Raw genomic sequence first — 21,598 nt, 5'->3', positions numbered from 1 at the left:
GTCATGGCTTTGGCTGCTGAATCCTCTGATCCTTACGAGTGCTTTTTTACGCAGATCAACTCACTGGTATTGATCGCGGGGTTACTGCTCATTCAAGCGTTGAAGCAGAAAAAAGGAAAGAGACTGGGGCGATTCTGGCCCTTGCTTTCGGGACCAAGATGATTTCCGTTGGAAGGCTGTATTAATCTTCACCGCTAGTTTTGCAACGATCTGGTGCCCTTTTCTTTGCGGTTTTCATCAAGCCTACTTTGGGAATGTTGGGTTCTATCCCTCTTATTCCAATCAGTCATACAACCTATGGTTTTGGATAGGTTGTGTCGACACGTAATTATATTTTCCCCCTTTTCATTTAGTGTATGGAGTGATACAATACACTCAAACGTAAGTGTTTGGTGTGAATGCATACACTACAAACATAATAGACGATGGAAAGAGGAGCGAGCGGTTGGAAAGGAGGCCGTTATGGAAACGCGAACAGTTGGACACATGCAATTTGTCCTGGATTTATCCTTGCCGATCTACGAGCAGATGGTAAACCAAATACAACGGATGATTGCCAGAGGTGAGGTGGAATTGGGCATGAAATTACCATCGGTGCGGGATATGGCTGTGCAGCTCAAGATTAATCCCAGCACGGTCGTGCGGGCTTATCAGGAATTGGAACGAGAAGGGCTTTGTGAGAAGCGAAGGGGTCAGGGGACTTTTATTACCTCTTCCCAAGCGAAAGTGGAGGAAGTGAAGAAACAGTTGGCTGCAGAGGCTTTGCATAGCTTTATCGAAAACATGCGTTCTTTGGGGATTACCAAGGAATTGGCGCAAAAATGGTTAGAGGAGGCGGAATGGGAGTGAATGATATCGTTACCTTTCAGCAAGTGGTAAAAAGTTATGGCAGGAAAAGGGCCTTGGATGGCATCACCCTTTCCTTTCCCAAGGGGAAAGTGATTGGCCTGTTGGGCGAGAATGGCGCGGGGAAATCGACGATGTTTAAGATGATGGTCAATCTGATCCAACCGACCTCTGGAGAAGTGCGGGTGTTGGGGCAAAAGCCGTCCTGGCGGTTGAATGAGCGCATTGCGTATCTCTCCGACCGGGCGCGTTGGTATAAGCACCACAGTGTGGAAGAAGCGATCCGTTTTGGCGCGCGAGTTTTTCCGCACTTTGATCTGGAGAAAGCGAAGCAAATGGCCGCGTTTATGAAGTTGGAACCGACACAGATAGTGGGCGACATGTCAAAGGGACAGGAAGCGCGGTTGCAGCTGTTGCTTTCGTTGGCGCGTGATGTGGATCTGATTTTGCTGGATGAACCTTTTTCCGGGATTGACCTGTTGTCGCGGGAGAAGATCGTCGAATTGATGATCGACACGTTGACGGAAGGTGAGAAAACCATCATCATCAGCACCCATGATATCCATGAAGTTGAAGGACTGTTTGAACATGTGCTCTTTCTGAAGGGCGGGAATGTGGTCTCGCAAACGGATGTGGAGGCGTTGCGGCAAAAAGGGTTGTCGATTCAAGAAGAATACAGGAGGGTCATGGGATGAATGGAGCACTCTTTTGGACGTTGGTGCGCAATGAGTGAATATGTTTAAGTGGCGAAGCAGGGATGGACGCATCAAGCATATTGTGATCGCTTGCCTTCTATTGCTGTTGGCCGGGGGCTTTCTGTTGTGCAGAGCACATTCCGGTAAATCCATCAACCCTGAACTTATGAATGTGGGTTTGGTTTTTCAAGCCTTTGGTTATATAGCGTTCTTCTTGTCTATGGCCTCGATCAACCGAGAATGGAAGGAAGGCACCTTTTACTGGTGGATGTCGTTGCCCTATTCGCGCTGGCCCATGCTGTGGGCCAAGTTGGTCGGGGTGATGCTGACTGTTCTGCGCATGCTGATTTATTCCTATATCCCTGTGAAAGTATTGTTGGTGCTGGTGTTTTATTTTCAAGATGCGGGACAATTTTCGTCCTTGTTTTGGCAGAGCTTGATGGTGGATGGGAAAGCTTTGCTTCAACTGATTCCGTTCGCCTTCACCTTGTCGACGCTGGGCTTCTTTGTGAGCAGCTTGATGTTCTCCCGTTTCCGTCCGTATGCGTTTGTGGGCTGGATTGTGTATGTCTTGATTCTTAGCCTGTTATTACATGCGCAATGGCTTCTTTTGAGAGTCTCTCAATTTGCCTTAGTGGGCGGTCGGCTTTTGTTTTTCCATGAGCCATCGCTTATTTGGATAGCTCTGGTGCTTTTTGTCGGGAAAATCTTGTTGGGCGTGTTGATCATGGCGGTGAATTCCCTGTTGTTGAACCGTTATATGGAAGCGAAATAGAAAGGAAAAAGGCTCCCCGGTGAGGGGAGCTTTTTGTGGGAGATGGCGACTTTGATTCTCAGGCCATCAGGGTCAGCGGATATGAGAGGATCTGTCAAATCTTCTATTGCTTGGACCCCATTGCACGTTGATAACGAATAGTTGTAAGATATATATAGTACGTCCTTTAATTTCCATTCTATAAAGTGTTCAAGTTATATCATTATAATGGTCTACATAATTGGTTCATGTAAAGGCAGTCACATTGAATTTAGAATTCCAAAAATATTTGTGATGATTTGGAGGTGATCGAGTGATGAAAGGAGATACGGTTAAGATCGTGCAAGTCATGTTACAATTGATAAATGACCATTTTTCAGTTCAAGAACTAAAAACCTACTTATCAGAATTCGTTTCATTCAAATGAAAGGAAACTTTCCCTTCGGGCAACTGGTATGTTTACATTATCGAATGTTTGGCGGTCAATCGCATGACATCTATCAAGCAGCCGCCGCTGTTGAGCTGATGATTCTTTCTCTAGACATATTTGATGACTTACAGGATCAAGATGATTTTTCAGTACCTTGGAATAAGATCGATGTAGGCATATCCATGAACATAGCAACAGGTCTTTTAGTCCTTAGTACAAAAGCGTTAGAGCAGACTTCTTTTGAATTAACCAATAGGATGTGCGCTATTAGATATCTGAATAGTCACGTACTGAAAGCCGTCAATGGTCAACACAATGATCTGATGGATTCGATTGAATCTGAGGAAGACTATCTTCAGATGGTTAGAAATAAGTCTGCTGCTCTGCTGGCATCCGCTTGTTTGATTGGAACGGCGCTGGCTACCGAAAAATACCATGATACCGTAAACAAATACGCGGAGCATATGGGGATAGCCGCACAGATAAAAAACGATATAAAAGATATTTGTCGCTTGGATGAAAAAAATGATCTAGTTAACAAGAAAAAAACCCTTCCTACCTTGTATCTGCTACACAATAGCCATCCAGAGTTTCAACTTATTAAAGACTATTATTTAGGTAATCTGAAGAAAGAAGAACTCGTTCAAATGGGCAGATAAAAAAAATATACAAAATCATCACTTACAACAGATTACGACACCATGAGTCATGATTTTTTTTGGATGCTAAAAATTTCCCTTCTTGATACATTTTTTAATTGGGATTCAACCTTCAATCCAGTATTATGGACTATGACTTATGAATTATTTGGTTCCTTTTTGATATTTTCATTCATTGCATTATTTGGTTCTTTAGAGAGGCGAATTATTTTTTATCTATTTTTCTTTTTTTTCTTTAGTCGCACCTATTTTTTAGCCTTTTTACAAACAGTTACTTTTTCGTAAAAAAAAACGATAACTCACCCCCTTATCATCCATCTCCATCTGCGACTCCACGAGCAGCCGTAAGGAGGATTTTTCGGTTAAGGAAGATGCGGATCACCCGTACGCACAAAAATGAAAGCCGGGCGGCCGGTCACTTCGAGATGCCTAGTACCGGCCACTCGGCTATTAAGGAAACGGCAAGTTCGCGTACTACCCGCTTCCAGGAGGAAGGCGCATCATGCCAGTCAAATATACCGGCAGATAACTGGTCAGCTGCTTGAGACTCCGCTGGAATCTCAATGAAACCGCGAGCATGGGGAATGGCATGTTCGAGAGCTTGAAGATCCAGGCGGCTTCCTTTCGCGGACATCTTGTTGACAACCATCCAGATCGGCGTTCCCTCTTGCTGAAGAAGAGCCGCCGCTTCTGTAACAAGGCTGGCTGATGACGGTTGCGCATCCGTTACGAGAACGATTTGATCGGCTGTAGCAAGGGCCGCCTTTGATGCGGGATCTTGCAATCCGGTGCCACAGTCCAAAACGACAACGCCTACCATCTCCTGTAATCGACGAACCACTCTCGTATAGGCGGCTTCATCCAATGTCGCCATGCGAACCGGATCGGTAGGTGCAGGTAAGACCATTAAACCGTGAACGGCTCGTCCAAGATTCCCATCCAAACGCGTCACCGTCAGTGGTGTGTTGTCTAAGAGATACAACAAATCGTCGACGAATATCTGGTGGTCGGGAGCCAAGATACGGCCTAAGGAACCGAAGTCCGGGTTCGTATCGATGGCCACGATACGGTCACGACGAACGAAAGCAAGCAAGGTACCGAGTAACGCTGTGATCGTGGTCTTGCCAACGCCTCCTTTCGGGGATACCACCGCGATCGTGGCACAACGTTTGAGTTGCGGTTCTGCGATCCTCTCGTCCAATTGGTTGAGATAGTTTGTCTTCCGCCAGGTTTTTCTCGCTCGTTTCCACCACCCGGGTGCTTTCTGGATGGCCAAAGAAGATGGGGAAAGCAAGTGGCCGGATGTGGGCGAAGTCTCGGAACTGCTGGACTCGAGGGTAGGCGTTTCGTGCGAGAAGACTGCGCGCAACACGGCCTCCACTCGTTTCTGCCATGGAATGGCTTCCGGTAAAATGGCTCGCGTACGCCCCCGAGGCTTCCATTCATTGGAGGATAAGCGATCATCATTCTGTGATGCGTCATTATCGGAACTTGCGCCTGGCGCGGAAGACAGCGCTTGCTCATCAGATACCTTTGCATGAGCGGACAAGTTCCGGTTCCAAGCTTCGCGTGTCTGCAGGAAGATTTGATCTCCGTCAACGACTCCGCATTGAAGGAGCGTGTTTTCTTTTGGAAAAGGCGGTCCTTCCGACGGGCCCAAAGCCCAGACATAAGGATCGCTCGAATGGGATTCTAATGCAAACAGTTCAACGAATGCGGGGATTAAATCGACGACGGGGACATCTCCGGGGAGTTCCAAGTCGATCGATTCTTCGGGTCCTACTACGGTGACGAGAACGGTATGTGACACTTTTTCTTCGCAATGCGTAATGCTCATTCCATACACCTCATACGATCAACAGGGATGTTCGTTCCTATGAAAATACGAGTGGAACAGAGGCTTTCCACTCGTATTTGTTTCCATTACAAGTATAAAAAAATCGAAATTTGTCATCACTATTACATTCGCATCACAAATGAAATATTTGGCGGTAGGAAGGACGTAAAAAAGTGTCTCAGACAGTGGCACTGAGACACTTTTTTACTTCTCTTTATACATCTGTTAGAGGTTATTAGCTTCTGGAAACCGCCTCGCGACGTGAAGAAGGAGGATACGGAACCGGAGATTCGTTTCTCATCACATCGGTCAGGAAGTAAGCAACGGCATCTTCCGTAACGTGCCCGATCGTATATGCAGCTTTCTGTTTTACTTCTTCCACGGCATTCCCCATAGCGACCCCGAGATCCGCGTTCTGAATCATTTCCAGATCATTGAAATGGTCACCAATCGTGTATATCTTACTATCGCTCATTCCCAACAGTTGCTGGCTCTTTTGAATCCCGAACCATTTGGACACTCCTGCAGGCATGACCTCGATGTAATTATGGCTAGAGTAGCACCAACGCATACTCCGAGGATATGCCGCAGCATAGGAAGACAAGATTTCCGCGATCTGTTTGATGATATCCGCGGGGGTGTCAATCAGTTTCATTCCGAGTTTAAGAATATCTCCCGCTTCAAGAACTTCCTGCACGTTTCTCCACAAACGAGGCTGTAAATGTTCTTGTTTGACGAACGGATCCGTTAACGCTTCTTCATTCGAAACCCAGAGCGTGTGATCAGAACAGTCCATATAGATCCGAACATGAGGAAAAAGGATCAGTTTCCGTACGAGTGAAACGAGCAACTCTTTATTGAGAGACACCCACCGTGCTCTTTTCCGCAAGGGGTCATACACGTAAGATCCATTGCAAAGAACAAGCGGAGCGTTACACGGAATCTCTCGTAAAAAACGTTGAACGGCCGGGAAGCTTCGTCCTGTCGCCAAGGTAAAACCATACCCGCGATGGACGAATTCTTCAATTTTCCCTTTCACCAAGGGGCTCACGACGTTTGTTTCGGAAACAAGTGTACCGTCGACATCGCAATAGACAGTGATCTTTTTTGGATGGATCATGCGGAGTTGTCCCAGGGTGTCCACCTTCCTTGGATGGATTACAGTAGGTATCTTCAGTATACGTCACGTTTTTTGAAAATTTGTTAAGAGGGAGTAATCGTTATGTGCAGATTTGTTGGGTACCGTTCGTGGCGGAATCTTCAAATCATTTTAACTCCCTCTACACAATAGGAAGATAGGATGGAAATAGGTCAGGGGGTGGTCCGATGCTCATGTGGTTTTTTCATATGCTCGTATGGTACCTGTTCATTGTACCCGTGTATCTATTTGTCATAGCAACCCTGTTACTGATGATCGATGACTGCTGGCTTTCCAAGTCGTAACGTTACAAAATCTCGCAGAATTTTTTACGTTTGTCGAACGCACATGGGAACCGAGATTGGAGGAACACTTTTTTCAACAATTTCTTAACGTTTTTTTAACAAATGGAAAAAAGTACATCCGTATGATGAATCTATCAAACCGATATAAATTCAAACAATGAGGGGTACGGGTTTATGAATCTTTCGCGTGTATTTCAGAAGAGGGCATGGCTGATGAAGCCGATCATACGGGTGAGGAGTATTGCGCGGAGAAAAAGGAAATCCTTTCGATTTACGATCGCTCGAAAAGTGGCTCTCGGGTTCTCGCTCATCGGCATCTTGCTTGCCGTCACGTGCGGTACTTCCATTTATACCATGAAGGAAGTAAACGATTCCTATTCGAGTCTGCTTGAGCGGCAGGTAGCCGTCTTGAAGAATGCCGATACGATTCAATTTGACGCTTCCCAGCAAATCAGCAGTTTACGCGGATTTCTGTTAACCCAGGATGAAACGAGTTTGAAAAATCTGCAAGATGACCATCTGGACTTATACAATGTAGTAAATAAAACATTAAAAATTGTAGAAACACAGGAGCAAAAGAAATCTCTCTTAAAACTCAGTGAAGCGAATCAACAGTTTCAGGAGAAATTTGATCAAGTGATATCACTTGCGAAGCAGGATCGGGAACAAGCGGTCGTGCTTGCGAACAAGGAAGTACTTCCCTTGGCGATCGATATCAAGAATCAGGCAGTCGCCATCGCCGGTGCACAACAAAAAGAGTTGGCGACAGAAGCGGCAGCCGACGCTTCCAAGGTCCATTCGATGATTCTTTTCGTATTAGCGTTGAATGGGCTCGTATTGGTTTTGGCGATGGTGATCGGATTGTTTACATTCCGCATGATTTCCAAACCTTTGCAGATGGTGAACGGCCAGTTGAGGGAAATCGCTGAAGGTGCCGGCGATCTCACGCGTGAGATCGTCATTCGTTCCAAAGATGAGCTCGGAGAACTGTCAGCATCGTTTAACCAAATGGTCAAACATCTGCGTGCTTTAATTCAGCAAGTCGGGGGAAGTACCCACCGAGTGGCTGCCGCGGCGGAAAGGTTGACGATTCACGCGAAGCAGTCCTACGAGGCCAGTGAACGAATCACTCAGATGATGGAAGAGATCGTGGCCGGGACGGAAAAACAGGTCTCCAGCATGGAAGAAACGGCTTTCATCACGCATGAAATATCTGTCGGTACGAGACAAATTGCAGTCCATTCGCAGACCGTTTCGGATACAGCCAGAAGAGCATCCGAAATTGCAGCCAAAGGAAATCGGGTCGTTCAAGAAGTGATTGAGCAGATGAATACCATTCATCGATCGGTTCAGGAATTAGGGGACGTGTTTGCGCGATTCGTTGGACATTCCGAAAAGATCGGACAGATCGTTCATGTGATCACGAGTCTCGCCGAACAAACGCACTTGTTGGCCCTCAATGCGACCATTGAGGCAGCAAGGGCAGGTGAACATGGGCGAGGGTTTGCCGTCGTGGCGGATGAAGTGCGCAAACTCGCTGCCCAGTCGGCACATTCCGCCAAGGAGATCGCCGAATTAGTAAGCATGATACAAAGGGAGATTCACCATGCAACTTCTTCGATGGAAGCAGGGAAGAAGGAAGCCGAAAACGGCGTCGTGGTTGTGCGAGCGGCTGGCGAGTCATTTGAAGAAATACAGCGTTCCGTCCATGAAGTTGGAAAGCAGATCCATGAAGTATCGGCGGCCGTACAGCAAATGACTGCCGGAACGGAACGTATGGATGACGCGATTCAGTTCATTGTAGAGGTGGCCGAGTCTGTTGCGACAACCACACAGAACGTGTCGGCAACCACGCAAGAACAATGGGCGTCACTCGATGAAATTTCGGCGTCCGCCGCTTCCTTGTCAATGATGGCCAAGGAGTTGGAGACGCTCAGCGGACGATTTAAAGTATGACATCGCAATCTTAACAATTTCTTAATATACCGGCAAAAATAGATTTACGAAACAGAGCTACGATAGAAACGAAAACGATGCCGCAATGACGGGTAGCGGTGATTATCCAAAGGGGGACTCTTTCGTGTTAAAGAAGCTGTCGAAGAAAGCGACCATGATGACGATGGTTGCAACGCTCGGACTCGGAATCTTGGCGGGATGCGGGAGTGCAACAGACAAGAAAGATGGAGGAACTGCTCAACCCGGTCAACAAACGGAGAAAGTTTCCGGGACAGTGACCGTGTCAGGTTCTACGGCGCTCCTTCCTCTGGCGAAAGAAGCGGCCAATCAATTCATGGATAAGAATAAAGATGTCACCATCAACTCCAGCGGCGGCGGTTCAGGCACAGGGTTGAAAAACGTGGCTGACGGTACATCGGATATCGGGATGTCTGACGTAGAAGCAGGACCGGAATTCAAGGACAAAGGACTTGTTGATCATAAAGTGGCGGTAGCTCCTTTTCTTCTCATCGTAAATAAAGATGTGAATATTGATAACTTAACCAAGCAACAAGCGGCTGATATCTTCACAGGCAAAATCAAGAACTGGAAAGAAGTCGGCGGCCCTGACAAGAAAATCACCATCATCACGCGTCCGGATAACTCAGGTTCTCGCAAGCTCGTGAAGCAAATCATTCTGGACGGCAAAGACTTCACGAAAGATGCGGTTGTTCAAGAATCGACAGGGGCCATGAAAACAGCCGTTTCCACAACATCCGGTGCGATCGGTTATATCGATATGGCGTATGCGGACGATTCGGTCAAAGTGCTGAAGTTTGACGGAGTTGCATACAGCAAAGACAACCTGAAGAACGGTTCCTATAAACTTTATGGCATCGAGCACATGTACACCAAAGGTGAACCGAAAGGTGCGACGAAAGCATTCTTGGATTATATCATGAGCAATGATTTCCAAAACAATACGGTTGAAAAAATGAAATTCATTCCGGTTTCCTTCCTTGGACAGTAATGAGAACAACATAGAAGGAATGGTTTCATCACACGTCTTGTGACAGGGCGGTGTTTGCTTAGGCACCGTCCTGCCTGTTTTAGGTAAGAATGAGGAGGTTTTAGGATGGAGGGGTATGGTGTACAACAGGTCATCTCCCACTCGGGAAATGCCCTCCCGGATGTTTCCGGCCACCATGAATCATTTGCCAAGCGACGCCGGGCTACGGATCGGCTGATGAGAAACGTGTTTGTTGTTTCGGCGGTCGCCGTCTCCTTAATCATCTTTTCCATTATCGTTTTTATCGGTTACCAAGGGTTGCAAACGTTCAAAGATGTGCAGCCTGCGAGCTTTTTCTTTTCTTCCGATTGGGCGCCTGATAATGGCCGGTTTGGTGCATTCCCGTTTATCGCAGGAACATTTTTGTTAACTGGCATGTCGATTTTGCTCTCTGTACCGTTCGCACTTGCCGGAGCTGTTTTTATGGCGAAGATCGCTCCAAAGTGGATGCGGGAGATTTTGCGTCCCGCTACCGATTTGTTCGTGGGGATCCCTTCCGTCGTGTACGGGTTGATCGGAATGACTTTGTTTGTCCCTTATTTCGGCAAGGTATTCGGAGGAGCAGGGTATGGATTGCTTCCGGCGGCCATCATTCTGGCTATCATGATCCTGCCCACCATCTTGTCCGTTTCTGAAGATGCGATTCGTTCATTGCCGCGTTCGCTTGAGGAAGCGTCGCTGGCACTTGGGGCCACACGTTGGCAGACGATCTGGAAGGTCTTGCTGCCGGCCGCACGCCCGGGAATTCTTACAGCCGTCATCCTCGGCATGGGCCGAGCGATCGGAGAAACGATGGCGGTCATGATGGTCATCGGCAATGCGCCGAAACTGCCTCACTCACTCGTCGATCCGACTTCTGTCTTAACCACGGGAATCGTCAAAGATATGGGAAACACTTTTTACGGTACGACCTGGAATAACGCATTGTTTCTGATGGCGCTTGTCCTTCTTCTCATTTCTCTTGGACTCATTCTGCTTATACGGATTGTTGCAAAAAGGAGTGCCATGTGATGATGAAAGCGGCTTTGGAGAAACGGGCAGCGAGAAACCGCCTGACCGACCGGATCGCTACGGTGATGTTTTGGGTGGTCGGCGTCATGCTTCTGGCGATTCTGGCGTTCTTTCTTTTCTATATATTCTCGAAAGGTTTACACAAACTGACATGGGACTTCATCACAGGCCGACCGAAAGAGATGGAAGCGGGCGGCGGTGTGGGCCCGATGCTCTTTAATTCGTTTTATATTCTGTTTTTGTCCCTTCTCTTTTCTTTGCCGATCGGGTTGGGGGCCGGGATTTATCTGGCCGAATATGCGAAGAAAAACCGTTTGACCGAGTTGATCCGTCTTTCGGTGGAAGCCTTAGCTTCCGTTCCGTCGATCGTCTTCGGATTGTTTGGAATGCTTCTTTTTGTCAATTGGATGGGATTGCGTTTTTCCATTCTCGGGGGAGCCCTGACACTCGCGTTGCTCAATCTGCCCGTTTTGGTGCGGGTTACGGAAGAAGTGCTTTTGACGATTCCAAGTTCCTATCGTGAAGCTTCTCTCGCACTCGGGGCCACCAAGTGGCAAACGATCCGCCGCGTGTTATTGCCGACGGCACTGCCCGGCTTGATCACAGGGATCACATTGGTGGCGGGACGCGCCCTGGGGGAATCGGCTATTTTGATCTTTACGGCAGGATTGTCCGTTTCGCGTCACCTGTTCGACTTCAATCCGTTCGCGGTCGGTGAAACACTGTCGGTCCATCTCTGGTATGTACAGGCGAGCGGTTTGGCGCCGGATGCCAAAGAAATCGCCGCAGGATCCGCAGCGTTGCTGGTGCTGGTCGTGTTGATTTTTAATCTTTTGATCGCGATTCCGAGCCGCATGTTGCAAAAACGTTTGACAGGAGGACAATCATGAAAACGAGCGTTGAAACGAAAGTGCGCGTGGAAGGTCTGAACCTTTTTTACGGGGAAAAACAGGCGCTCTTTCAGATCGAGATGGACGTGCAGCCCCATTCGGTGACAGCGATGATCGGTCCGTCCGGTTGCGGAAAATCGACGTTGTTGCGCACGTTGAACCGGATGAACGATCTCATCTCCAATGTGCGCATCGAAGGCAAAGTCATCATCGACGGAGAAGACATCTATGCTCCGACGACCGATATCGTCTCCCTGCGCAAACGAGTCGGCATGGTGTTTCAACGTCCCAATCCATTCCCGATGTCGATCTACGATAATATCGCCTATGGTCCGCGTATTCATGGGATTACCAAGAAGCGGGATCTCGACGAAATCGTGGAACGGAGTTTGCGGCAGGCGGCTTTGTGGGATGAAGTGAAAGACCGTTTGAAACAATCGGCGCTCGGACTTTCGGGCGGACAGCAACAACGACTTTGTATTGCAAGGCTCCTGGCGGTTGAGCCCGATGTGCTCTTGATGGATGAACCGACATCGGCGCTCGATCCGATTTCCACGTTGAAAGTGGAAGAGTTGACGAATGAACTGAAGAAAAATTACACGATTTTGATCGTCACGCACAACATGCAGCAAGCGGCCCGCATATCAGACTATACTGCATTTTTCCTCAATGGATATATGGTGGAATTCGGACAAACCGACCAGATTTTTACCGCGCCCCGTGACCAGCGGACAGAAGATTATATCACGGGACGATTCGGATAAAGCGACAAAGAACGGAGACGGGAGGACAGCATGGATACGCGTAAAGGATTCCACCAATCATTGCAGGAATTGCAACATGATCTTCTCAAAATGGGGACGCTCGTGGAGGAGGCGATCCACCTGGCGGTCAAGTCCCTGGCGCAGATGGATCAGGAATTGGCTGAGAAAGTGGTGGCCCAGGACGATCAAATCGACGAGATGATGTTACAGATCGAAAATGGCTGTTTGCGCTTGCTCGCATTGCAACAGCCGATGGCCGGCGATCTGCGAGTGATCGGTACGGCGCTGAAAATCGTGACCGATCTTGAGCGCATCGCGGATCATGCGACAGACATCGCAAAAACCACGTTGCGTTTGTCCGGGGAAAGTCTGATCAAGCCTTTGATCGATATTCCGCGTATGGCCGATTTGGCCAAAGCGATGGTGAGGGAAGCGTTGACCGCGTACGTCGAGCGCAATATCGATCGCGCTCTTGCGTTGGCGGAAAAAGATGATGAGGTTGATGCCTTGTACACGAAAATGTTCTCGGAAATCGTCACGATGATGGGAAGCAGTCGGGCGATGAACCGTCAACTGACACACCTGTTAATGGTTGCCCGCTATCTGGAACGTGTCGGGGATCATGCTACGAATCTGGGAGAGTGGGTCATCTATATGGTTACAGGAAAGCGGCAAGATCTGAACAAGTAGCCTTGGTTCAAGAGGCTATTGGGCAGGACTTGCCCTTTTTTTCACGAAAAAAGAAAGGATGATGATTATCGAGGGGATCAGACCATGGAAACGATCGAAGGTACCGTTGAACGGATCACTTATTATCATGAAGAGACTCACTACACGGTGGCGAAAGTGGCGGATGAGCAGGGGAACCGGATCACGATTGTCGGTGTACTTCCCGGGCTGTCGGCAGGGGAAACGGTACGGCTGAAAGGCCAATGGGTCAAGCATAAAGAGTACGGACGGCAATTTCAAGCGGAAAGTTGGGAACGGTTGCCTCCGGTCACCTTGCAAGGGATTGAACGCTTTCTTGGCTCGGGTATGATCAAAGGGATCGGTCCATCCACAGCGAAAAAGCTTGTGAATACGTTCGGCATGGATACGCTGCGTGTGATTGCGGAGGAATCATGGCGGCTCCTGGAAGTGGATGGTATCGGGAAAGTCAAAGCGGAACGTATTGTGGAAGGGTACCGCCAGCATCAGGACATTCAAGAGATCATGGTGTATCTGCAAAGCCATGAAATTTCTCCGTCACTCGCCGCGAAAATCTATCAAGTGTACGGACAAGAAACGATCGCCAAGCTGGAGGAAAATCCATACCGGCTGGCGGAAGATGTCCACGGAATCGGGTTCAAGACGGCCGACCTTCTGGCGAAACGATTGGGGGTTTCCAGCGATTCGCCCGCGCGCACGATGGTGGCGATCAAGCACATCTTGCGGCAGGCGGCGGAGGAAGGACATGTCTTTTTACCGAAGCGGACTTTGCTTGCACGCGCATCCGAACTCTTGGGAGTGAATCAGACGATCGTTGAAGAGGCACTGAATCGGTTATGCGAAACACGGGACGTGCGGATGACCGCTTGGAAAGAGGAAGCCCCCGTCTATCTCACGCATTTGTACTACGCGGAACGGGGAGTGGCCGACCGGTTGCTGCAGCTTCTTCATCGCCGACATGAGGAAGATCGCGAAGGCGAACAAAAGAGGGCGCTCGGACACGAGCGGACCAATCAAACGGGCTCATCCACTTGGGCAGAGGGTGGTGCTCCGGCGGACGAAGGGATCACGCTGGCGCCCGCGCAACGTGCGGCTGTTGCAGCGGTGTTTACCGCGTCGTTGCTCGTCGTGACCGGGGGTCCGGGAACGGGAAAGACGACGACTGTAAGGGCGATGATCAAAGCGCTGGAGAGCAGGGGATATCAGGTGGTCCTGGCAGCACCGACGGGACGTGCGGCGAAACGCATGACGGAAAGCACGGGTGTACCTGCGAAGACGTTGCATCGACTCCTCGAATTTTCTAAAGGAGATGGGGGCGGTTGGAGATTCCAACGGAATGAGGATCAGCCGCTGGAGGGAGATGTGTTTATCATCGATGAAGCCTCCATGCTCGACCTTTCGCTCACCTACCATTTGCTCAAAGCGTTGCCGCGTGGCGCCAAGCTTATTTTCGTGGGGGATGTCGACCAGCTTCCATCGGTGGGGGCGGGACAAGTTCTCGCCGATATGATTCAATCCGGCGTTGTTCCTGTCGTCCGCTTGACGACGATCTTCCGCCAGGCGGAAGCGAGCATGATCGTTCAGAATGCGCACCGGATCCAACAAGGCTTGCCTCTTGTCATGCGAAGGGACGGGGATTTTTTCTTCATGGAAGCGGAACGGCCGGACATGGTGGTCGAGCTTATCATGGACTTGAATCGTCGCCGTCTCCCCAAGTACATTCAAGGGGATCCGATCGAAGATGTTCAAGTCCTGGTTCCGATGCGCCGCGGCCTCCTCGGGGTGGAACATTTAAACGAACGGCTGCAGGATGTATTAAATCCTCCTTCTAAGGGAAAACCCTCTTTAACATCCGGTGGGCGCACTTTGCGGGTAGGCGATAAGGTCATGCAAGTGCGCAATAACTACCAAAAGGAGATTTTTAACGGGGATGTAGGGAGGATCACACGCATCGATGAAGAGGAAGGGGAAGTTTCCGTCACGTTCCCCGATATTCCCGAATCCCGCGAGATCGTTTATACAACCAGTGAACTGGATGAACTGGCGCTTGCGTACGCGGTGACGGTACACAAAAGCCAGGGAAGCGAATACCCTGTCGTCATTCTTCCGCTCACCATGCAACATTACATGATGTTGCAACGCAACCTGTTTTATACGGCGGTGACCCGCGCCAAGAAACTGGTAGTCGTCGTCGGCCAGCGGCGGGCGGTGGCCAAAGCGATCGAACATGCAACGGCTGCGAGGCGTTACTCTCTTCTCGTCGAACGGTTGAGAGGAGAGTATAACGGGTGAAGCCCGCACAAGCACCAAATTTCCTGGAGGTGTATGGAATGGCTCAGCGTGTACTTGTGGTCGATGATGAAGAAGCCATTCAAAAACTCATTGAATATAACTTGACGCAGGCGGGCTTTGAAGTCATGACCAGCGATAATGGGCTCAACGCTCTGGAAACGGTTTTGCAGGAGCGTCCCGATTTGATCATCCTTGACCTGATGCTCCCGGGACTCGGCGGCATGGAATTTTGCCAACGTTTGCGCAAAGAAGGGATCGCGACGCCGATCATCATGCTTTCAGCTAAAGGGGAAGAAATCGATCGGATCCTCGGACTGGAAATGGGGGCTGACGATTATGTGACCAAACCTTTTTCCCCGCGCGAACTGGTCGCCCGTGTGAAAGCTGTTTTGCGAAGGTCGGGCGAGGAAACGAACCAGGCAGAAGGGGTTTACCGCTGCGGCGATATTACGGTGGATGTAAACCGTTATGAAGTGATGCAAGGGGATAAACAGGTGGATCTGACCCCGCGCGAATTTGAACTCTTGCATTACATGATCAAAAACAGCGGGCGCGTGCTCAGCCGCGATCACCTTCTCGACAAAGTCTGGGGTTATGAATTCGTCGGCGATACGCGAATCGTGGACGTGCACGTTTCACATTTGCGCGAAAAATTGGAACGTGACCCTAAAAACCCTGAATATATCAAAACGGTACGCGGGGTCGGATATAAATTCGTACGGAGAGAGAATTGACATGCGTGGCATCCGCAGTCGCATTACTTTTACCTATCTGATTTTGATCGGTTTGGCCCTGTCGATTTCAGGGGTTTTTATTTTACAACTTCTCGAAAACGTAAAGCTGGAGCAAGTGACGCAAACATTGCAAGAAGAAGGTCAATTGACTGTCACATGGTTGCGTCCGTATTTTGCTTCTCCTGCGGCAACGCGCAGTGACATGATGCAGCAGGCCGAGAAAACCGCGAAAGCGTTAGGCAAAGAGATCACCTTGTTCGATTCACGCGGGAAGCTCTTTTTTGATTCGCAAGGGAATCGCGATGACGGGCCTGACCAGCCGGAAGTAAAATCCGCGCTAACCGGTTTTGTGGGCAAGGATATTCGGGAAAACGAAGGGCTGCACACCAACTTTTATTATGTGGCTGTACCGGTCAAGGAAGGGCCGCATGTCTTGGGAATCGTGCGCGTCGGTGTGCCTTTTTCTCCGATTGTCGATACGCTTCAACATCTTTGGGGCAGGGTCGGCATCGGCTTTCTGCTCGTCGGGATCGCCACAGCGTTCGTAAGCCTTTATTTCTCTCATAAACTCGCACAGCCGATCGAAGAGATTAACCGGGTGGTCAGACGCATCGCCGAAGGGGATGTGAACGAACGCGTGCGTTTTCGCAGTTCGGATGAATTGGGGGAGGTCAGCGAATCGATCAATGTGATGGCATCGAAGATCGCGCAACAGATTGAAGATCTCACCCAAGAGAAAAGCAAGTTGGAAGGGATCCTCACTCATATGGATTCCGGGGTGATCGTCGTCGATCGTTCGGGGAACATCAAGCTGATCAATCCCGCTTTCGGTAAAATCTTTGAGGTACAAGAAGAGAAATTTTTGGGACGCTGGCATTGGGAATGTCTGCGTTCGTACGGCTTGTCATCCATGATCGACGATGTGATCCTGCACGGAGAAGTGATGAGAAAAGAGATGAACGTGTACGCGCCGGTCGAGCGTACGTTGGAAGTCATCATCACCCCGATTCAGGGAAAACATGAAACGATCATGGGAGCGGTGGCCGTTTTGCACGATATTTCCCAATGGCGCCGTCTGGAACGGATGCGCAGTGAATTTGTGGCGAACGTATCCCACGAGTTACGGACTCCGATCACTGCCGTGAGAGGATTCGCCGAAACCCTCCTCGACGGCGCACTGGCCGATCCGGATACGGCCAAACAGTTCGTGCAGATCATTTACGACGAATCGTCCCGCTTGTCCCGCCTCGTTTCTGACCTGCTCGATCTTTCGCAGATTGAACATAACCGTTCAATCATGCGGATGGAAACGATCGATGTGGTGCAGCTCCTCCGTTCTACGTTCGACAAACTGTGTCATCAAGCGGAACAAAACGGCCTTACGCTTGTAGGAAATTGGCCGGAACATCCCGTTTCTGTGGAAGCCGACAGCGATCGCATCGCGCAGGTGATGATCAATCTGGTTGCGAACGCGATCACGTATACCCCCAAAGGTGGAGAAATTTCCGCCTGGATGGAAGAAGGGGACGATCACGTGACGGTTCACGTCAAGGACACTGGAATCGGTATTCCCCCGCAAGATATCGACCGCTTGTTTGAACGATTTTACCGTGTGGATAAGGCGAGACACCGCCGTTCAGGAGGCACCGGTCTGGGACTTGCGATCGTCAAGCACATTCTGGAGGCCCACCATGGGACGATACAAGTGCAAAGCGAAGTGGGCAAAGGATCGGATTTTGCTTTTACGTTACCCAAAAAACAGCCAGACCCCATGTTCTCCTAGTCGTTCACCATTCCGAAATTGGTGCCGTCAGGGTAAAAGTTTCATGTACGGGAAGAGAGGTGTGAGGCGGCCAAAAGCAACAGAGTGGCTTTTGGGTGGATGGTATCGCTTTGCAGCGCAGAGGTGAGTTGAAGGTCGTCTCGCTTCCTTAGGAACGTAAAAGGGGCAATGCTTTGCGTGAAAAGCGACTTTGGAGGTCGTCTCGCAACATTAGATCATATTCCATGCGAGACGACCTTCACGGAGCATGAACGCAAAGCATTTGCCCCTTACGACGACCTTCACGGAGCATGAGCGCAAAGCATATACCCTAGTCAACCTTCATCGAACCCAAGCGCAAAGCGGTCCATCCACCCAAGCACTTCAAGAGCGCCCCAGCCGCAAGCTTGCCATAAAAGGATGAAAAGTTTCTTGATAGGCATACGTGACTTATCGATCCATCGCGATTTCTGCTATAATAGGCTCACACTTGATCTGGAGGGTTTTACCGATGAGCTCGCTTGCGATCGTTACGGATAGTACAGCTTATCTGCCACATGATTACGTTCAACAACACGGAGTGACGGTTGTTCCCTTGATCGTGAACTTCGGCCAACAAACATACAAGGAAGGCATCGATATTCTCGCTGATCAATTTTATGAACGGTTGGCTTCCGATCCGGTCATGCCGACGACCTCACAGCCATCTGTCGGAGATTTTGTGCAGACATTCGAAGAACTGTTACGCACGCATGATCAAGTCTTGGCCGTGCTCTTTTCGAGCGGGTTGTCGGGCACTTACCAAACGGCGCAGGCGGCGGCACGCATGGTCGAAGGTGATGTAACGATCATCGATTCCCGCATTACCAGCTACCCCTTGGCCGAGATGGTGCGGGAAGCGGTTCGCATGAGGGATGAAGGATATGGTAAAGAAGAGATCGTCGCTCGCATACACGAGATGATCGCATCGGTACACGCCTATTTTGTTGTCGACTCCCTCGATCACCTGCACCGTGGGGGCAGGCTTTCGAAAGCATCCGCACTGGTCGGTTCCTTGTTGCAGATCAAACCGATTTTATATGTGGATTCTGAGGGGAAACTTGATGTTTTTGAGAAGGTCCGGACGAGACGCAAGGCGGTCGAGCGCCTCCTGGAGTTGTTGAGGGAACAGACTTCACCCGGGCAGAAAGTTCGTCTCGGGGTGATCTACTCGGCGAATCGGGACGATGCGGAAGATCTGCGACAAAGGATCGAAAACGAGTTCCCCTATGTCGAAACCTCACTGAGTGAACTGGGACCTGTGATCGGCACACATACGGGGCCTGGCGTTCTTGCGATCACCTTTTATACGGTGTCGTGGGCATGAACATTCGCCTCTGGTGGGAAACATTCCTTGGGCTCCTGTACCCGGCGGCATCTTCATGTCTCGTCTGTTCGGGGCCCATCCATTCTCCCCGCGCCGATCGCATTTCCCCTCCCGACCACATGCCGATGCTTTGTCCAACATGTAAGCAACGGCTCACTCCGATCGAACCTCCCCTCTGCATGGTTTGCGGACGCCATTTGGAAAGAGTGAACAGAGCGATAGAAACGAAACGAATGTATGATACGCATGCACGCATCATCCAAGACCGCGTACCATCTGCGGATGTACAGCCGGTACGACTCAACCGACAGCCAACAGAACCGCAGTGGGAGACGAGTGAAATCGTCAATCATAGCGGCATGGGGGACGCAAGAATGGAGCAACGGAAATTCGAGCCGTCTTTGCGCTGCCGGGAGTGCTACCGGCAAACCTCATTTGTCTTCTCTCGTTCGTACGGCGCTTACCGTGACGAATTGCGGGAGATTCTCCATCGATACAAATTTATGCGCGAAAAAGAGCTACTCCCTTTGCTCGCCGGTTTCCTGTGCACCGCATGGGACATGCATATGGCAGCCATCCCCTGCGACTTTCTCGTACCCGTTCCGATTCATCCCCAGCGCTTGCGTGAACGTGGCTTTAATCAAGCTTATCAGTTGGCGCAAGAGTTATCCGGTTATTCGAAGATTCCCCTGCTGAATCCTCTTCGACGTGACATTCATTTAACGGGACAAGCCATGAAAACCCGGAAGGAACGCCTGCTTGCGCTCCAGGGCGTTTTTTCCGTCGAGCCGTTTTACGTCTCGCAGCTCTCCGGCAAGACAATCTTGTTGATTGACGATATCTATACAACGGGATCCACCGCGGAAGCATGCTCCCGCGTATTGTTGGAAGCGGGTGTTGGAGCAGTCTATGTGCTGACGGTAGCTCGGTAGAAAGTTTGCGAGCATATGGCGAGGGAGAGAGAAGACATGGCGAATGATACAGGAGAAGGGATAGATATTCCAGCCTTCGCTTCGAAGTGAAACTAGCCATGTTATTCTTCCATCTCGTATAATTAAATTAGAAATTCTGATAGTTTCCTCCGTTGGTCGAGTCTAATTGCTCCAGAAATGGGCATAGATATGATCATGGAGGTGTTAAACTTTGAAGAAGAAGAGGGAGAATGACATGGCAATGACACAAAAAGACCTCAAGCAAAATGCAGTTGCCACGGATAAACAAGTGAAAGATGCCGCAAAACGTGTATTAAATAAGTACCATAAAACCTTCGAAAAGTTGGCGAAGAACTAAATGTATGTCGCATTAACAAGAGAACAGATTATAGGTCTGCACGATGAGCTGTTAAACCTATATGGCGGGATGCCGGGGGAAAAAGAGCCGGGGTTAATTGATTCTCTCGTCGTAAAACCTTTTACGACATATTTCGGAGAAGAACAATACCCTGGTTTGTTTTTAAAAGCGGCCGTGTATTTGCATGGATTTGCGATTGCACAATATTTTAACGATGGCAACAAAAGAACGGGTGTATATTGCGCCTTAGTGTTCTTGGACTTAAATGGATACGAACTAACTGCATCCTGGGAAGAATTATACGATGTGGCGTTAATGGTCGCGAATAAACAAATGGGACTCGATGAATTAGCCATTTGGCTGGAAAGTAATTCAGTAGAGCGTAGAGAGAACGATAATGAATGAAAAAGAGACATCCCCTTTTCGCTCGAAAAAGGGGCTTTATTCTTTGCCCATACAAGGACTGTTTTATCCCCAACTATCATCTATCCCCCGAAACCCTACTCCCCCCTCACACGTCACCCCACTATCGCCCAAGCTACACATTTTCTTTCCCGATCATCCCATACAGTTGAGTCCGATATTATGTGTAAAAATGGACTTTCTTAAAAAATAAGGGAGCCATTGTCAAAAACCCTCGGTTAGAATGAAGTTTGCGGACACCATTCTAGGAGAGGTGTTTTTGTTATGGCTCAATACCAGAATACCGTAGATTCCAAGCTTTTGCAGCCGTTATTTTTGGGGAATTCTCAGGATGCCGGGGTGGCTGCGTTGTTAGAATCCGTATTGAACCAAGTATTGCAAGCTCAAGCAAGCGAACAATTGGCTGCAGAGCCTAATGAGCGGACGGAAGTTTCAACAAGGTTATCGAAATGGTACCTACCCTACCCACTTACAACTCGTGTGGGAACGATCACTTTTCGAGTTCCTCGTATCCGTAACGGTAAATTCTCTACGGAGTTGTTTGCCCGATACCAACGGAGCGAGCAAGCTCTTGTCTTGGCTCTTATGGAGATGGTCGTGAATGGTGTTTCGACCCGCAAAGTAAACCAGATTACGGAGGATTGTGTGGTACGGAATCTTACGAGAACAAGGCGGCCCAAGCTATGAGGA

General features: G+C 49.4%; 20 protein-coding genes. 18 read left to right on the top strand and 2 right to left on the bottom strand.

The genetic code is table 11. The features are described 5' to 3' along the window. Positions 1–462 precede the first annotated feature (462 nt). The 4 genes from DNHGIG_RS05605 to DNHGIG_RS05590 all read left to right on the top strand — a co-directional run bounded on the left by DNHGIG_RS05605 (position 463) and on the right by DNHGIG_RS05590 (position 3,384). Positions 463–849: a GntR family transcriptional regulator gene (locus DNHGIG_RS05605; RefSeq protein WP_282198740.1), complete on the top strand. Its 387-nt coding sequence runs from the start codon at positions 463–465 to the stop codon at positions 847–849. Then, positions 846–1,541 (top strand): ABC transporter ATP-binding protein, encoded by a 696-nt coding sequence (locus DNHGIG_RS05600; RefSeq protein ID WP_282198739.1) that lies wholly within the window; start codon positions 846–848, stop codon positions 1,539–1,541. Before DNHGIG_RS05605 ends, DNHGIG_RS05600 begins: the two co-directional genes overlap by 4 nt. Before the next feature lie 40 nt (positions 1,542–1,581). After that, positions 1,582–2,316, top strand: coding sequence for an ABC transporter permease subunit (locus DNHGIG_RS05595; RefSeq protein WP_282198738.1), 735 nt, complete (start codon positions 1,582–1,584; stop codon positions 2,314–2,316). 402 nt (positions 2,317–2,718) lie between these two features. Continuing rightward, the gene (locus DNHGIG_RS05590) at positions 2,719–3,384 is read left to right on the top strand and encodes a polyprenyl synthetase family protein (RefSeq protein WP_282198737.1); all 666 of its coding nucleotides are present in this window, start codon (positions 2,719–2,721) and stop codon (positions 3,382–3,384) included. Between the two features lie 415 nt (positions 3,385–3,799). On the opposite strand, the gene DNHGIG_RS05585 is transcribed toward DNHGIG_RS05590, so the two are convergent. Together DNHGIG_RS05585 and DNHGIG_RS05580 are read right to left on the bottom strand one after the other, a co-directional pair. Beyond that, positions 3,800–5,221 carry an EsaB/YukD family protein gene (locus tag DNHGIG_RS05585; RefSeq protein WP_282198736.1) on the bottom strand — a complete coding sequence of 474 codons (1,422 nt, stop codon included), beginning with the start codon at positions 5,219–5,221 and terminating at the stop codon, positions 3,800–3,802. Between the two features lie 235 nt (positions 5,222–5,456). Then, positions 5,457–6,341 (bottom strand): HAD family hydrolase, encoded by an 885-nt coding sequence (locus DNHGIG_RS05580; RefSeq protein WP_282198735.1) that lies wholly within the window; start codon positions 6,339–6,341, stop codon positions 5,457–5,459. A 497-nt stretch (positions 6,342–6,838) separates the two neighbouring features. Between DNHGIG_RS05580 and DNHGIG_RS05575 the strand changes: the two genes are divergently transcribed. The 14 genes from DNHGIG_RS05575 (at position 6,839) to DNHGIG_RS21160 (ending at position 21,595) form a co-directional block, all read left to right on the top strand. Continuing rightward, complete coding sequence (locus DNHGIG_RS05575; protein ID WP_282198734.1) at positions 6,839–8,620, top strand: methyl-accepting chemotaxis protein; 1,782 nt, start codon at positions 6,839–6,841, stop codon at positions 8,618–8,620. Between the two features lie 124 nt (positions 8,621–8,744). Next, positions 8,745–9,629 (top strand): phosphate ABC transporter substrate-binding protein, encoded by an 885-nt coding sequence (locus tag DNHGIG_RS05570; RefSeq protein ID WP_282198733.1) that lies wholly within the window; start codon positions 8,745–8,747, stop codon positions 9,627–9,629. Positions 9,630–9,845: 216 nt separating this feature from the next. Continuing rightward, complete coding sequence (pstC, locus tag DNHGIG_RS05565; protein WP_369414750.1) at positions 9,846–10,679, top strand: phosphate ABC transporter permease subunit PstC; 834 nt, start codon at positions 9,846–9,848, stop codon at positions 10,677–10,679. Continuing rightward, positions 10,679–11,569 (top strand): phosphate ABC transporter permease PstA, encoded by an 891-nt coding sequence (pstA, locus tag DNHGIG_RS05560; RefSeq protein WP_282198731.1) that lies wholly within the window; start codon positions 10,679–10,681, stop codon positions 11,567–11,569. The genes pstC and pstA overlap by 1 nt, the downstream gene beginning before the upstream one ends. Continuing rightward, positions 11,566–12,333 carry a phosphate ABC transporter ATP-binding protein PstB gene (gene pstB, locus DNHGIG_RS05555; protein WP_282198730.1) on the top strand — a complete coding sequence of 256 codons (768 nt, stop codon included), beginning with the start codon at positions 11,566–11,568 and terminating at the stop codon, positions 12,331–12,333. The genes pstA and pstB overlap by 4 nt, the downstream gene beginning before the upstream one ends. Positions 12,334–12,363: 30 nt before the next feature. Next, the gene (phoU, locus tag DNHGIG_RS05550; RefSeq protein WP_282198729.1) at positions 12,364–13,023 is read left to right on the top strand and encodes a phosphate signaling complex protein PhoU; all 660 of its coding nucleotides are present in this window, start codon (positions 12,364–12,366) and stop codon (positions 13,021–13,023) included. An 84-nt stretch (positions 13,024–13,107) separates the two neighbouring features. After that, positions 13,108–15,333: an SF1B family DNA helicase RecD2 gene (recD2, locus tag DNHGIG_RS05545; RefSeq protein ID WP_282198728.1), complete on the top strand. Its 2,226-nt coding sequence runs from the start codon at positions 13,108–13,110 to the stop codon at positions 15,331–15,333. A 38-nt stretch (positions 15,334–15,371) separates the two neighbouring features. Then, on the top strand, positions 15,372–16,067 hold the full coding sequence (locus DNHGIG_RS05540) for a winged helix-turn-helix domain-containing protein (protein ID WP_282198727.1): 696 nt from the start codon (positions 15,372–15,374) through the stop codon (positions 16,065–16,067). Between the two features lies 1 nt (position 16,068). Next, on the top strand, positions 16,069–17,850 hold the full coding sequence (gene pnpS / locus DNHGIG_RS05535) for a two-component system histidine kinase PnpS (protein WP_282198726.1): 1,782 nt from the start codon (positions 16,069–16,071) through the stop codon (positions 17,848–17,850). A 490-nt stretch (positions 17,851–18,340) separates the two neighbouring features. Further along, the gene (locus tag DNHGIG_RS05530) at positions 18,341–19,195 is read left to right on the top strand and encodes a DegV family protein (protein ID WP_282198725.1); all 855 of its coding nucleotides are present in this window, start codon (positions 18,341–18,343) and stop codon (positions 19,193–19,195) included. Then, positions 19,192–20,127 carry a ComFC family protein gene (locus tag DNHGIG_RS05525; RefSeq protein WP_282198724.1) on the top strand — a complete coding sequence of 312 codons (936 nt, stop codon included), beginning with the start codon at positions 19,192–19,194 and terminating at the stop codon, positions 20,125–20,127. Before DNHGIG_RS05530 ends, DNHGIG_RS05525 begins: the two co-directional genes overlap by 4 nt. Before the next feature lie 211 nt (positions 20,128–20,338). Then, positions 20,339–20,485: a hypothetical protein gene (locus tag DNHGIG_RS05520; RefSeq protein WP_282198723.1), complete on the top strand. Its 147-nt coding sequence runs from the start codon at positions 20,339–20,341 to the stop codon at positions 20,483–20,485. Beyond that, entirely contained in the window at positions 20,486–20,890 is a 405-nt protein-coding gene (locus DNHGIG_RS05515; RefSeq protein WP_282198722.1) for a type II toxin-antitoxin system death-on-curing family toxin, read from the top strand. 282 nt (positions 20,891–21,172) lie between these two features. Next, complete coding sequence (locus tag DNHGIG_RS21160) at positions 21,173–21,595, top strand: transposase (protein WP_439647726.1); 423 nt, start codon at positions 21,173–21,175, stop codon at positions 21,593–21,595. Positions 21,596–21,598 lie beyond the last annotated feature (3 nt).

This window comes from Collibacillus ludicampi (assembly GCF_023705585.1).
Taxonomy (GTDB): Bacteria; Bacillota; Bacilli; order Tumebacillales; family BOQE01; genus Collibacillus; species Collibacillus ludicampi.
The sequence above is the reverse complement of the archived record's forward strand: the minus strand, read 5'-3'. Positions and strand labels throughout refer to the sequence as shown.